This is a genomic window from Angustibacter aerolatus (assembly GCF_054776675.1).
On record NZ_BAAHBM010000082.1, the window covers coordinates 1 to 13,814 of the forward strand.

General features: G+C 73.2%; 12 protein-coding genes. 4 read left to right on the forward strand and 8 right to left on the reverse strand.

Going from position 1 to position 13,814, the window contains the following annotated elements; genetic code table 11:
• Positions 1–361 precede the first annotated feature (361 nt).
• From ACYVI6_RS15310 to dapA, 3 genes are all read right to left on the reverse strand, one after another.
• On the reverse strand, positions 362–2,158 hold the full coding sequence (locus ACYVI6_RS15310) for a diguanylate cyclase (protein ID WP_460447193.1): 1,797 nt from the start codon (positions 2,156–2,158) through the stop codon (positions 362–364).
• Positions 2,159–2,335: 177 nt separating this feature from the next.
• Complete coding sequence (locus tag ACYVI6_RS15315) at positions 2,336–4,021, reverse strand: ribonuclease J (protein WP_460447194.1); 1,686 nt, start codon at positions 4,019–4,021, stop codon at positions 2,336–2,338.
• On the reverse strand, positions 4,018–4,950 hold the full coding sequence (gene dapA / locus ACYVI6_RS15320; RefSeq protein WP_460447195.1) for a 4-hydroxy-tetrahydrodipicolinate synthase: 933 nt from the start codon (positions 4,948–4,950) through the stop codon (positions 4,018–4,020). Before dapA ends, ACYVI6_RS15315 begins: the two co-directional genes overlap by 4 nt.
• Before the next feature lie 139 nt (positions 4,951–5,089).
• Between dapA and ACYVI6_RS15325 the strand changes: the two genes are divergently transcribed.
• Both ACYVI6_RS15325 and ACYVI6_RS15330 read left to right on the forward strand, forming a co-directional pair.
• The gene (locus tag ACYVI6_RS15325) at positions 5,090–5,908 is read left to right on the forward strand and encodes a thymidylate synthase (RefSeq protein ID WP_460447196.1); all 819 of its coding nucleotides are present in this window, start codon (positions 5,090–5,092) and stop codon (positions 5,906–5,908) included.
• A complete protein-coding gene (locus ACYVI6_RS15330; RefSeq protein WP_460447197.1) occupies positions 5,898–6,422 on the forward strand; it encodes a dihydrofolate reductase in 525 nt (174 codons plus the stop codon). Before ACYVI6_RS15325 ends, ACYVI6_RS15330 begins: the two co-directional genes overlap by 11 nt.
• On the opposite strand, the gene ACYVI6_RS15335 is transcribed toward ACYVI6_RS15330, so the two are convergent.
• Positions 6,400–7,068 carry an HAD-IA family hydrolase gene (locus tag ACYVI6_RS15335; RefSeq protein ID WP_460447198.1) on the reverse strand — a complete coding sequence of 223 codons (669 nt, stop codon included), beginning with the start codon at positions 7,066–7,068 and terminating at the stop codon, positions 6,400–6,402. The genes ACYVI6_RS15330 and ACYVI6_RS15335 overlap by 23 nt on opposite strands.
• Positions 7,069–7,125: 57 nt before the next feature.
• On the opposite strand from ACYVI6_RS15335, the gene ACYVI6_RS15340 reads away from it, so the two are divergent.
• Complete coding sequence (locus ACYVI6_RS15340; RefSeq protein ID WP_460447199.1) at positions 7,126–7,677, forward strand: GNAT family N-acetyltransferase; 552 nt, start codon at positions 7,126–7,128, stop codon at positions 7,675–7,677.
• 72 nt (positions 7,678–7,749) lie between these two features.
• A complete protein-coding gene (locus ACYVI6_RS15345; RefSeq protein WP_460447200.1) occupies positions 7,750–8,922 on the forward strand; it encodes a heparan-alpha-glucosaminide N-acetyltransferase domain-containing protein in 1,173 nt (390 codons plus the stop codon).
• A 55-nt stretch (positions 8,923–8,977) separates the two neighbouring features.
• Here ACYVI6_RS15345 and ACYVI6_RS15350 read toward each other — a convergent pair whose 3' ends face one another.
• The 4 genes from ACYVI6_RS15350 to ACYVI6_RS15365 all read right to left on the reverse strand — a co-directional run bounded on the left by ACYVI6_RS15350 (position 8,978) and on the right by ACYVI6_RS15365 (position 13,408).
• Positions 8,978–10,003, reverse strand: coding sequence for a LacI family DNA-binding transcriptional regulator (locus ACYVI6_RS15350; protein WP_460447201.1), 1,026 nt, complete (start codon positions 10,001–10,003; stop codon positions 8,978–8,980).
• Position 10,004: 1 nt separating this feature from the next.
• On the reverse strand, positions 10,005–10,931 hold the full coding sequence (locus ACYVI6_RS15355) for a carbohydrate ABC transporter permease (protein ID WP_460447202.1): 927 nt from the start codon (positions 10,929–10,931) through the stop codon (positions 10,005–10,007).
• Positions 10,928–11,911 carry a carbohydrate ABC transporter permease gene (locus tag ACYVI6_RS15360; RefSeq protein ID WP_460447203.1) on the reverse strand — a complete coding sequence of 328 codons (984 nt, stop codon included), beginning with the start codon at positions 11,909–11,911 and terminating at the stop codon, positions 10,928–10,930. Before ACYVI6_RS15360 ends, ACYVI6_RS15355 begins: the two co-directional genes overlap by 4 nt.
• Positions 11,912–12,034: 123 nt before the next feature.
• Positions 12,035–13,408, reverse strand: coding sequence for an ABC transporter substrate-binding protein (locus tag ACYVI6_RS15365; protein WP_460447204.1), 1,374 nt, complete (start codon positions 13,406–13,408; stop codon positions 12,035–12,037).
• Positions 13,409–13,814 lie beyond the last annotated feature (406 nt).

Genomic DNA, 13,814 nt, shown 5'->3' on the forward strand with positions numbered 1-13,814 from the left:
GCGGGCCGGGCGGCTCGCGGGCGTGCGGCCGGCGGGCCGGGTGCTGTCGGGCGCGGCCGCCGGCTTGCTGCTGCCGGTTCGCGCGGAGGTGCTGCCCGACCGGCGCACGGGGGAAGACGTACGGGTCGCCATGGTCGACGACAGTACCTGGGCGAGCCTCATCCGCACCGTTCGCCACACGGGTCACACGGTCCCGGGCGGCCGACACCCGGCGTCCGGGCCGGGTCGGCTCCGCACGTGTGCCTTTGCGCACCTCAGCCCGCTCCAGGCACCCGCCCGAGCGGGCTGGCGCGCGGAAACCGGGCTGACGCGCGGAAAGGGGTGGGCGCGGGGGCTCGGACGGCAGGGCGAACCGAGGGGGTCAGCCGGCGACGGCAGCCAGCGTGGCGGGTGCGGCGGGGTCGGCGGAGCGCACGGCGTTGCGGCCCTCGCGCTTGGCCCGGTACAGGGCCGCGTCGGCCGCCGCGACCAGCGCCGACGGCATGGCGGTGGCCGGTCCGATCTCGGCGATGCCCAGCGAGGCGGTGACGCCGACCTCGCCCGGTGCGGCGAAGACCGTCTCGATGCGGGCGCGCAGCCGCTCGGCCACCAGCTGCGCGGCAGCGAGGTCGCTCTCGCGCAGGATGACGGCCAGCTCCTCGCCGCCGTACCGGTAGGCGGTGTCGGAGGCGCGCAGCTCGGCCACGATGAGGTCGGCCACGGTCTGCAGCACCTCGTCGCCGCGGGTGTGCCCGTGCACGTCGTTGACCTGCTTGAAGTGGTCGAGGTCGAGCATCACGAAGGCGAGCGGCCGGGCGTAGCGCAGGCTGCGCTCGCACTCCAGGGCCAGGTCGCTGTCGAGCCGGCGGCGGTTGGGCAGCTGGGTCAGCGCGTCGTGCTCGCTGGCGTGGGCGGCGTCCTCGTGCAGGCGGGCGGCCTCGAGCGCGGTCGCCGAGTGGATGGCCAGCGTCTCGAGCACCTCGATGTCGGCGTCGGCCAGGTCGGTGGCGTCGGCGCGCTCGACGTCCAGCACCCCGACCACGCGCGACCCGACGACGAGCGGCACGGCGAGCCGCTGGCCCTCGCGCTCGTCGACGCAGGCGGTGCGCACCATGCGGCTGTACTTGGCGGCCCGACCGATGGGGCCGCTGCCGAGCTCGACGGCGTCGGCACCGGTCACCCGGCGCCGGGCGCCCTGTGCCGGCACCAGCGAGCCGCCGTCCGGGCTGACCAGCCAGATGACGGCGCGGTCGGCTCGGGCGATCCGGGCGACGCCCTCGACCACGGCGTCGACGACGTACTCGAGGTTCAGGCTGCCGCCGATCTCGCGCACCATCGCGAGGATGCTGCGCAGCTGCTGCGACTGCTCGCGCACCTGCTGCTCGCGGCTGGCGGTGCGGTCGCGCGACTCGGCGAGGGCCCGGGTCATCCGGTTCATGCCGACGACGACCGCCTCGAGCTCGAGCGGCCCGTCGGCGGTGACCGGCTCGTCGAGGCGGCCCTGGGCGACCTGCTCGAAGCCCTCCAGCACGGCCTCGACCGGGCCCATGAGGTCGCGGTGCAGGCGGCCGCGGCGGCGCACCGACACGATCGAGACGCACCCGACGATCACCACGCAGGCGCCGGCGACGATGAAGAGCGCGAGGTCCTGGGCGCGGCGGTGCTGCACGAGCTCGGCGGTCAGCACGTCCGTGGCGCGGTCGCGCGCCTCGGTGTAGGCGTCGAACAGCACCTTGTCCTGCAGCAGGAAGGTCGCGCGCTCGTCGCTGCCCACCGTGCCGGGGGCGAACCCGGCGCCGGCGACCGCGGCCCACTCGCTGGTCCAGCGCTGCTGCGCCAGTCGCAGCCCGACGATCGCCTCGGTGCTGCGCCGGTCGACGCCCACCTTCAGCAGCCGGGTGTTGCTCAGCTCGAGGTCGCCGCGGGCCTTGTTGTACGACGTGACGAACGCGAGGTCGTCGGTGCTGATGAACCCGCGCAGGTTCGACTCCTGGTCGAGCATCGCGGTGTGCCCGGCCTGCACGGCGATCAGCGCCTGCTCGGTGTGGTCGATCTCGGGACGCGAGGTGGTGGTGAGCCAGAGCAGCAGCGAGCCGACGACCACGACGACGGCGACGGAGCCGGCCACGACCGCCCGGAAGCTGCGGTCGACGACGTCACGCAGGCTGGTGCGTCGCACCTGCTGCACCTGCCGCGACGCCCGTCGCAACCGCCACCTGGCCATGACCACTCCCATTCCCACCCGCTCTGGTGGGTCGAAGAGCGATGTCGGCCGGACGGCAGCCGGACTTGACCTGCTGTTTGCCGTGCGCACCACGCGGTTCACCCGCTCGGCGCAGCAGGCACCCCGCTCGGCCTAGGCGGAGACGACCAGCGGGATGATCATCGGACGCCGGCGCAGCTTGCCGCCGGCCCAGCGCCCGACCACCCGGCGCACCACCTGCTGCAGCTGCTGCGCGTCGGTGGTGCCGCCGGCCACGGCCTCCTGCAGGGCCGCGGCGATCTGCGGGCGGATGCTGTCGAAGACCGCCTCGCCCTCGGCGACGCCTCGCGCGTGGATCTCCGGGCCGGCCACGACCTTGCCGGTGGCCGAGTCGACCACCACGACGATCGAGACGAAGCCCTCCTCGCCGAGGATGCGGCGGTCCTTGAGGTCGGCGTCGGTGATCTCGCCGACGCTCGAGCCGTCGACGTACACGTAGCCGCACTCCACCGCGCCGACCACCTTGGCGCGCCCGTTCACCAGGTCGACGACCACGCCGTCCTCGGCCAGCACCACGCGCTCGCGCGGCACGCCGCTCTTCACCGCGATGTCGGCGTTGGCCACCAGGTGGCGGGTCTCGCCGTGCACCGGCATCACGTTGCGCGGCTTGATGATGTTGTAGCAGTACAACAGCTCGCCGGCGCTGGCGTGGCCCGACACGTGCACCCGCGCGTTGCCGGAGTGCACGACGCGCGCACCGAGCCGGGTCAGGCCGTTGATCACCCGGAACACGGCGTTCTCGTTGCCCGGGATGAGCGAGGAGGCGAGGATCACGGTGTCGCCGGTGGTGATCCGCACCCGGTGGTCGTTGTTCGCCATCCGCGACAGCGCGGCCATCGGCTCGCCCTGCGACCCGGTGCACATGAGCACGACCCGGTCGTCGGGCAGGCTGTCGACCGCCTTGACGTCGACCAGCACGCCGTCCGGCACGTGCAGGTAGCCCAGGTCGCGGGCGACGCCCATGTTGCGCACCATCGACCGACCGACGAGGGCCACCTTGCGGCGGTGCGCGTGCGCGGCGTCCAGCACCTGCTGCACGCGGTGCACGTGCGAGGCGAACGAGGCGACGATCACCCGCTTCGTCGCGCCGCCCATCACCTGCTCGAGCACCGGGCCGATCTCGCGCTCGGCGGTGGTGAAGCCCGGCACCTCGGCGTTGGTGGAGTCGACCATGAACAGGTCGACGCCGCGCTCGCCGAGCCGCGCGAAGGCCCGCAGGTCGGTGAGCCGGCCGTCGAGCGGCGTCTGGTCCATCTTGAAGTCGCCGGTGTGCAGCACGGTGCCGGCCGCGGTGGTGACCGCGACGGCGAGCGCGTCGGGGATCGAGTGGTTCACCGCGACGAACTCGCACTCGAACGGCCCGAGCCGCTCGACCTGGCCCTCCTTCACCGCCAGCGTGTACGGCGTGATGCGGTGCTCCTGCAGCTTCGCCTCGACGAACGCGAGGGTCAGCTGCGAGCCGAGCAGCGGGATGTCGGCCCGCAGCCGCAGCAGGTACGGGACGGCGCCGATGTGGTCCTCGTGGCCGTGCGTCAGCACCACGGCGACGACGTCGTCGAGCCGGTCGGCGATGTAGGAGAAGTCCGGCAGGATCAGGTCGACGCCGGGCTGGTGGTCCTCGGGGAACAGCACCCCGCAGTCGATGATCAGCAGCTTGCCGTCGTGCTCGAGCACGGCCATGTTGCGGCCGACCTCGCCGAGGCCGCCGAGGGCGACGACGCGCAGCGCGCCGCGCTGCAGCTTCGGCGGGGTCTTCAGGTCGGGGTGCGGGTGGCTCACGCGGTGGTCTCCAGGAGTGCGGCTTCGGCGAGGTCGTGCGACAGCAGGGACACCTCGTCGGGCGTGGCCTCGACGAGTGGGAGCCGGACGGCGCGCGAGGCCAGCACGCCGTGCAGCTGCAGCGCGGCCTTGGCCATGATGACGCCCTGCGTGCGGGTCATGATCCCGCGCACGGCGGGCAGCAGCTCGCGGTGCACGCGCTGGGCGGTGGCCAGGTCGCCGGCCAGCACGGCCTCGACCATCGCGGCGTACCGGCGGGCGGCGACGTGGGCGACGACGCTGACCATGCCGACGGCGCCGTGCGCCAGCCAGCCGAGGTTGGCGGCGTCGTCGCCGGAGTAGAACGCCAGGTCGGTGCGGGCCATCACCCACGAGCCGGCGTAGAAGTCGCCCTTGGCGTCCTTCACCGCCACGATCCGCGGGTGCTCGGCCGCGCGCACCAGCGTCTCGGTCTCGATCGGGACGCCGGAGCGGCCGGGGATGTCGTAGAGCATGACCGGCAGGTCGGTGGCGTCGGCGACCGTCGTGAAGTGCGCGAGCAGGCCGGCCTGCGGCGGCTTGCTGTAGTACGGCGTGACGACGAGCAGCGAGTCGGCCCCCGCGGTCGCCGCGGCGCGCGCGAGCGCCACGGAGTGCGCGGTGTCGTTGGTGCCGACGCCGGCCATCACGACGACGCCCGGGCCGACGGCCTCGCGCACGGCGCGCACCAGGTCGACCTGCTCGGCGTCCGACGTCGTGGGCGACTCGCCGGTCGTGCCGGAGACCACGAGGCCGTCGCAGCCCTGCTCGACGAGCGTGCGCGCCAGGTGCTGGGCGGCGTCGAGGTCGACCGCGAGCTCGCCGCCGACCTCGCGGAACGGCGTCACCATCGCGGTCAGCACGCGCCCGAGCGGGGCCGGCGACAGGTCGGCGGACGGCGTCGTGTGCATGGCCCCCAACCTACCGGCCCCCGTGCGGCGGACGCAGAGGAGCCGCGCCGTCACCCGCTCGGGGGTCCGGGTGACGACGCGGCCCTGAGTGCTCCATCGCTGCCGGGGTCACCGGCGTTACACACGTACGATCACCGGCATGGCCGACCGCCCCGCGACCCGTCCGGACACCCAGTACGAGGACCTGCTGCGGCACGTGCTGGAGCACGGCACCGCGAAGGCCGACCGCACCGGCACGGGCACCCGCAGCGTGTTCGGCCACCAGATGCGCTGGTCGCTCGCCGACGGGTTCCCGCTGGTCACGACCAAGCGCGTGCACTTCCGGTCGGTGGCGCTCGAGCTGCTGTGGTTCCTGCGCGGCGAGGGCAACGTGCGCTGGCTGCAGGAGCGCGGCGTCACGATCTGGGACGAGTGGGCGGACGCCGACGGCGACCTCGGCCCGGTCTACGGCGTCCAGTGGCGCAGCTGGCCGACCCCGGGCGGCGGGCACGTCGACCAGATCGCGCAGGTGCTGCAGCAGCTGCGCACCGACCCCGACTCGCGCCGGATGATCGTGTCGGCCTGGAACGTGGCCGACGTGCCCGACATGGCCCTGGCGCCGTGCCACGCGCTGTTCCAGTTCCACGTCGCCGACGGCCGCCTGTCGTGCCAGCTCTACCAGCGCAGCGCCGACCTGTTCCTCGGCGTGCCGTTCAACATCGCCAGCTACGCGCTGCTGACGCTGATGGTCGCCCAGCAGGTCGGCCTCGAGCCGGGCGACTTCGTCTGGACCGGCGGCGACTGCCACGTCTACGACAACCACGTCGAGCAGGTGCGCGAGCAGCTGACCCGCGACCCGTACCCGTTCCCCCGGGTCGAGCTGCGCCGGGCCGCGTCGCTGTTCGACTACGACTACGACGACTTCTCGCTGGTCGACTACCGCCACCACCCGGCGATCAAGGCGCCCGTTGCCGTCTGACGCCGGCCCGGTCACGCTGGTCTGGGCGCAGGCCAGCGGCGGGCTGATCGGTCGCGACGGCGGCATGCCGTGGCGGGTGCCGGAGGACATGGCGCACTTCGTCGAGCTCACCACGGGCACCACGGTGGTGATGGGTCGGGCGACCTGGCAGTCGATCCCGCCGCGCTTCCGCCCGCTGGCCGACCGCCGCAACCTGGTGCTGTCGCGCTCGGGGCTCGTGGCCGAGGGCGCCGAGGTGCTGGGCTCGCTCGACGCGGCGCTGGCGGCGGCGCAGGGGCCGGTGAGCGTGGTCGGGGGCGGCCGGGTGTACGCCGAGGCGCTGCCGCTGGCCGACGCGGTCGAGCTGACCGAGCTCGACCTCGACCTGGGCGATCAGCCCGACGACGTGCACGCTCCCCTGCTGGACGGGTGGCTGCGGGTGCGCGAGGACGACTGGCGCACCTCGCGCACCGGCGTCCGGTACCGGTTCGTGCGGCTGGAGCGCCCCGGCGTCAGGCCCGCTGCTCGACCCTGACGCCGTCCGGGCCCGCGACCAGCCGGACGTCGGCCAGCGTGCCCACGACGAGGTCGGCGTCGAGCTCGGCGGCGGGGGTCGTCGTGGTGACCGCGAGCGTCGCCGCCCCGGCCGCCCGGCCCGAGCGCAGCCCCATCACGGCGTCCTCGACCACCAGGCAGCGCGCGGGGTCGACGCCGAGCCGCTGCGCCCCCAGCAGGTACGGCGCCGGGTCGGGCTTGCCGGTCTCGACGTCGTCGGCGGTGACCACCACGGCGGGCGCCTCCAGGCTGCTGGCCTCGATGCGCACCAGCGCCAGCGGGCGGGTGCACGAGGTGACGATCGCGCGGCGCTCCTCGGGCAGCGCGGCCAGCGCCTCGGCCGCGCCGGGCAGCGTCACGACGTCGTCGGTGTCGGCCAGCTCGAGCTCGGTCACCCGGGCCACCGCGGTCGACACCCGCGGGTCGGCGCGGTCGAGGTCGAGCAGCTGCGCGACGATCTGCGACGCCGGCACCCCGTGGTGGCCCTGCAGCCGCTCGAGCTCGACGTCGTGCTCCTGCGCCCAGGTGATCCACGAGCGGGCGACGGCGGGGGTGGAGTCGATGAGGGTGCCGTCCATGTCGAACAGCACGGCGTCGAAGGTGCGGCCGGCGAGGGCGTTGGTCACCGCTCGAGCCTATGTCGAGCCGGCCGGACCCCCGACCGGGCGTGACAGGATCTGGGCGTGACCTCCCCCACCCCCGACGCCGGCGTGCGCCGCGCCCGCCCCGACGACGCCGACGCGATCGGGCGGGTGCAGGCCGCCGCGTGGTCGGCCGGGTACGAGGAGCTGCTGCCCGGCGCCGCCGCCCCGCCCGCCGAGGAGCTGGCCGCGGCCTGGCGGCAGGCGATCACGGCCCCGCCCAGCCCGCGGCACCGGGTGCTGGTGGCCACGCAGGGGGCCGACGTCGTCGGCTTCTCGGCGCTCGCCCCGCTCGAGCCGGCGCAGGCCGACGGCGTCGAGGGCGTCGTCGAGCTGGTCGTGCTGCTGGTGACGCCTGGACAGGCGCGTTCCGGGCACGGCTCGCGGCTGCTGAACGCCAGCGCCGACGTCGCCCGCGACGAGGGCGCCCGCGAGCTGCGCACCTGGGTGCCCGAGGCCGACGCGATCCGGATGGCGTTCCTGCGCGGGGCGGGCTTCGCGGCCGACGGCGCCGCCCGGCTGCTCGAGGCGGCCGACGCCGGCACCGCGCCCGTGCGCGAGGTGCGGCTGTCGGCCGCGCTCGTCGCGGAGTGAGCCGTGGGCACGGGGCCGCCTGGGCCACCTGGGCCGCCTGGGCCACCTGAGCCGCTCGGCGGAGCGCGCCGGGTGGTGGGCGTCGACGTCGCCCGCGCCCTGGCGCTGCTCGCCATGATGGCGACGCACCTGGTGCCCGAGACCGCCGACGACGGGCGGCAGACGCTCACCGGCGTGCTCTTCGCCGGGCGCGCGTCGGCCCTGTTCGCGGTGCTGGCCGGGGTCAGCCTCGCGCTGGCCACCGGTGGCGAGCGGCCACGCGTCGACGCCGGTGCCCGGGCGGGTGTGGCGGTGCGCGCGCTGCTCGTGGCCGCGGTGGGGCTGCTGCTCGTCGAGCTCGACCCGCCGATCGCGGTGATCCTCACGAACTACGGGCTGCTGTTCCTCGTGGCCCTCCCCCTGCTGCGGCTGCGGCCCCGCGCGCTGCTGGTGACGGGCGGCTGCTGGGCGGTGCTGACGCCGCTGCTCAGCCACGCGCTGCGCAGCGGGCGCGCGGCCGGTCCCGGCGCCCAGCCCTCGCTGCGCGACGTCGGCACCGACCCGCTGTCGCTGCTCGAGCGGCTGCTGCTCACCGGCTACTACCCGGTGCTGACCTGGACGACGTTCCTGCTGGTCGGGCTCGCCGTCGCGCTGGTCGGGCTGCACCGGGCCGACGTCGCGCGCCGGCTCGTGGCGCTCGCGGCCGGCGCGGCCGCCGTCGCCTGGGGCGCCTCGACGCTGCTGGTGCGCGCCGGCTGGACGCACCTCGTCGCGGCCGGGCCGGGCGCCGACGTCCAGCCCTCGCTGGGGCCCGGCCAGCTGCAGCTGCGCGGCCTCTACGGCACCACGCCCACGACGTCCCCGTGGTGGCTCGCGGTCGTCGCGCCGCACACCGGCACGCCGTTCGACCTGGTGCACGTCGCCGGGTGCGCGGTCGCGGTGCTCGGGCTCTGCCTGCTGCTGACCGGGCGGCTGCAGCGGCCGGGCCGGCGCGGGGCCGGCGTCGGGGCGGCGCGCGCGCTGGCCGCCACCGGCTCGATGACGCTGACCCTCTACACGCTGCACGTGATCGCCGCCGACGCCGGGTGGGGGCCCGACGAGCCGCACACGCTGTGGCTGCTGCACGCCGCGCTCGCCGTGCTGCTGGCTGCGCTCTGGCGCTCGTGGGCACCGCGCGGCCCGCTCGAGCAGGTGGTGGCCGAGCTGTCCGGGGCCGCGCGCTCCGCCGTCCGCCGCCGCGCCGCCGGGTCGCCGTCGATCACGTGAGATCGGTCTGCGGTCGCCTCACGAGGGTCCGGCACCTCGCGAAGCGACCCTGCACCTACTGCACGTGATCGACGGACCCCGTCGGCGGCGCGGTGGTGCGACGGACGACGAGCTGCGTCGGCACCGTGAGCAGCCGCGGGCCCTCGTCGTCGCCGGCGACGGCGCGCAGCAGCACCTCGGTGGCCATCCGTCCCTGCTCCGACACCGGCTGCCGCACGGTCGTGAGGCCGTGCACGGCGGCCATCTCGTGGTCGTCGACGCCGGTCACCGACAGCTCACCGGGCACGTCGATGCCCAGCTCGCGGGCGGCGCTCAGCACGCCGATCGCCATCTCGTCCGAGGCGACGACGACGGCGGTCGGGCGCTGCCGGCGGCGCAGCAGCGACAGCCCGGCCTCGAGCCCGCCCGCCGGCGTCCAGGCGGCGTTCGCCACCTGCCAGTCGCGCACCGGCAGCCCGGCGTCGGCCATCGCGGCGCGGAACCCGGTCTCGCGGTCGCCAGGCGTCGTGAAGTCGGTCGCCGGCAGCGGCTTGCCGCCGACGAACGCGATGCGCTCGTGCCCGAGGCCGATCAGGTGCTCGGTGGCGAGGCGGATCGCGCCCACGTCGTCGATCCGCACGCACGACCAGCCGGCGCTCGGCACCCCGACGCTCACCACCGGGAACCCGAGCCGGCCGAGCATCTCGCGCTCCTGCGGGTGCATCCGCAGGCTGAGCACCAGCGCCGCGTCGACCCGCTTGAAGAACAGTCGCGAGTCGAGCAGCATCTCGCGGCCCGGGCCCTCGTCGCCGACGTCGACCAGCAGCACGTGGTACCCGTGCTCGCGCAGCATCTGCGAGGCACCGGCGATGAGGTGCGCGAAGTACCAGCGCGTCACGTACGGCACGACCACCGCGACCACGCCGGTCTTGCCGGACGCGAGGCTGGACGCCGTCGGGGAGGCGATGTACCGCAGCTCCGCCGCGGCGTCCAGCACCCGCTGCCTGGTCTCCGCGCTGACCTTCGGCAGCCCGCGCAGTGCCCTGGAGACGGTCGCCGTCGAGACGCCGGCGGCCAGCGCGACGTCCTCGATGCGGCTCATGTCATCCCTTGAGACCCCCGGCCAGCAGGCCGCGGACGAAGAAGCGCTGCAGGCCGAGGAAGACCGCGAGCGGGACGATGATGGAGATGAAGGCACCGGCCGACAGCAGGTACCAGGCGCTGCCGCGCGTGCCGGCCAGGTTGGCGATCTGCACGGTGAGCGGTGCGACGTCGGGGTTGCCGCCGATGAACACCAGCGACACCAGCAGGTCGTTCCAGACCCAGAGGAACTGGAAGATGCCGAACGACGCCAGCGCCGGGGTGAGCAGCGGCAGCATGATGCGGAAGAAGATCCGCACGTGCCCGGCGCCGTCGACCCGGGCCGCCTCGATGAGCTCGCCCGGGATCTCCTTGATGAAGTTGTGCATCAGGAAGATCGCCAGCGGCAGCGCGAACATGGTGTGCGACAACCACACCGTCCAGTACGTGCCACCGATGTGCAGCTTGGTCGTGTACAGGCTCAGCAGCGGCACCAGGGCCACCTGCAGCGGCACGACCTGCAGCGCGAACACCGCGACGAACAGCACGTTCTTGCCGCGGAAGTCCATCCAGGCGAAGGCGTACGCCGCGAGGCAGGCCAGCAGGATCGGCAGCAGCACCGCCGGCAGCGTGATGACCACGCTGTTCACGAAGAACTGCGCCAGCGGCTGCGACCCGTCGGTGAGCGCCGTCTTGTAGTTGTCCAGCGTCAACGTCGGGTCGGTGAAGACGTGCCACCAGCCCGAGCGGTTGGTCTCCAGCGCGGGGCGGAACGAGGTGACGAAGAGCCCGAAGGTCGGGATCGTCCACAGCACCGCGATGATGATGGCGACCAGCGAGGCGAAGCGCGACGACAGCGTCTTGCGGGCCCGCTCGGAGGTGCTGATCGAGTTCTTCAGCACGGGCCGCTCGCCGATCTCGGCGACGGCGGGGTTGATCGCGGTGCTCATCGGTTCTCCGCCCGTCGCAGCTGCCTGACGTTGTAGATGATGATCGGGACGACCAGCAGGAACAGCACGACCGCGAGCGCGGCGCCGAGGCCCTGGTTGTCGTACCGGAACGTCTGGTTGTAGAACTCGTTCGCCACGACGCTGGTCTTGAACTGCCCACCGGTCATGGTGCGGACGATGTCGAAGACCTTCAGGACGCCGATGGCGATCGTGGTCACGACGACCACGACCGAGCCGCGGATGCTCGGCAGCGTGATGAAGCGGAACATGCCGAAGCCCTGCACGCCGTCGAGGCGCGCGGCCTCGATGATGTCGTCCGGGATGGCCTTGATCGCGGCCGAGAGCACGGTCATCGCGAAGCCGGCCTGGATCCAGACCATGACGACGATGAGGAAGATCGTGTTCTGCGGGTCGTCGAGCAGGAACTGGTGGGTGCCCACGCCCAGCTTGGCCATGATGCCGTTCAGCAGGCCGATCTGCGGCCGGGTCTCCGGCCGGTAGTCGTACATGAACTTCCAGATGATCGACGCACCGACCAGCGAGATCGCCATCGGCAGGAAGACCAGGCCCTTGGCCAGCGCCTCGATGCGGGTGCGGTCGACCAGGATCGCGTAGAGCAGCCCGAAGCCGGTGGCGAACAGCGGCACCAGCACGACCCACATCGCCGTGTTGCGGATGACGATCAGCTGGTCGCTGTTGGTGAAGATCGTCACGTAGTTGTCGAGCCCGACGAAGCTCGTCCCCTGGCCGTCCTTCAACGACTCGAAGATGGTGCGCAGGGCCGGGTAGACCAGCCCGATCGTCAGCAGCAGCAGCGCCGGGCCGAGGAAGGCCACGACCTGCAGCTTCTCGCCGCGCCGGCCCTTGAACAGGCTGGCGATGAGCAGGATCCCGAAGAAGACGATGCCGAACGCCAGCAGGGCGATCACCATCAGCCCGAACTTGCCCGCATAGGTCGCGGTCAACGAAGCCACCTCCATCTGGTCGGGGCGGCGCTCGCTGCGCGGCCTGACCCTCTTCGCTCAGGACGGACGTGCTGGGGTGCCGGTGGGCACCCGAGCGAGGGCCCGTGAGCCGGTCGGCTCACGGGCCCTCGACGGGGTTCAGCTCTTCGGCCAGCTCTTCTCGATGTCGTCGAGCGTCGCCTGGTCGGACTTGCCGGTGATCCAGTCGGTCATGCCCTTCCAGAAGGTGCCGGCGCCGACGGCACCGGGCATCTGGTCGGAACCGTCGAAGCGGAACTGCGCCTTCGGGTCCTGGAAGATCGCCGCGGACTGCTTGTCGAGCGGGCTGACCAGGTTGTTGGCGTCGAGGCCCTTGTTCGCGCTGACCCAGCCGCCGTTCGGCGTGGCCTTCGCCTTGTTGTTCGCCCAGTCGTCGCTGGACAGGTAGGCCTGGAACGCCTGCACCTCGGGACGGTCGGAGAACGCCGCCACGAACTCACCGGCGCCGAGCACCGGCTTGCCCTTGGCGGGGTCGACGGCCGGGAAGTAGAACGCCCAGACGTCGCCGTCGGGGGCGACCTTCGTGCCCTCGGGCCAGTTCGCCGCGTAGAACGACGCCTGGCGGTGCATCCAGCACGACCCGTCGAGGATCGGCTGACCGGCGTCCTGGAACGTCGTCGTGGCGATGCTCTTCACGTCGCCCAGACCGCCGTTGACGAACGCCGGGTTCTTCAGGATGCCGCCGACCTTGGCCAGCGCGTCGGCCACCTGCGGGTCGTTGAACGGGATCTCGTGGTTGACCCACTGGTCGTAGACGTCGGGGCCCGCGGTGCGCAGCAGCACGTCCTCGAGCCAGTCGGTGGCCGGCCAGCCGGTCGCGTCGCCGGAGCCGATGCCCGCGCACCACGGCTTGGTGTCGGGGTTGTCGGTGGCGATCTTCTGGCTGAGCTGCATGAGCTCGTCGAACGTCTCGGGGACCTTGTAGCCCTTGTCCGCGAACGCCTTCGGCGAGTACCAGACGAACGACTTCACGTTCGCACCCAGGGGCGCGGCGTAGAAGGTGCCGTCGACGGTGCCGTAGCTCTTCCAGTCCTTGCCCCACCACTTGTCGACGTTCGCCGACACGGTGTCGGGCGCCTTGACGACCTTGCCGGTGGCGACGAGCGTCTTGAGCAGACCCGGCTGCGGGATGTACGCGATGTCGGGGGCGTTGCCGCCCTTGACGCGCACGGGCAGCTGGGCCTCGAAGTCCTTGTTGCCCTCGTACTTGATCTTCGCGCCCGTGCAGTCCTCGAACGGCTTGTACGAGTCGATCTGCTGCTGGTCCTCGGGCGTGACGATCGAGGTGTAGACGCTGACGCTCTTGCCCTTGAGGTCACCGTACGAGGTGTACTTGGCACAGTCGGCCTTGGCGCCACCACCGGCGGTGGACGACGAGTCGTCGCCCCCGCCACAGGCGCCGAGCGCGAGCGAGATGCCCGCGACCGCCGACAGGATGATCGCCTTCTGCGACCTGGACGTGCGAGCGGCCATGTGGCGCGCCTCCCTTTCGCATCCAGTTCCGGCGCGACTCTGCGCTCGGCATCCTGGTTGGCGAAAAACTAAGCGCTTGCACCGCCCCGCGTCCAGAGCGATGACAGCGCTTGCACGTCACGATCCGGTAACGCGTTCGTTCCGTTGCCGGGCGTTGACACGGGGCGAAGCGGGCGCAACCGGTCGGTCCGGGTGGCCGGTCGGCCAGGTGCGACCACCGGGGCGGCTCGACGCCGGGTCGCTACTCGTGCAGCGCGATCGCGGTGCGGGTGGCGCGCCGCGCGCGGCGGCGGTCGCCGGCGGCGTCGTACGCGAGCGCGAGGCGGTACCAGGCGGCCCAGTCGTCCGGCGCGGCCTCGGTCTCGGCGCGGTAGCGGGCGAAGGCGGCGTCGGCCGCGGCACGCAC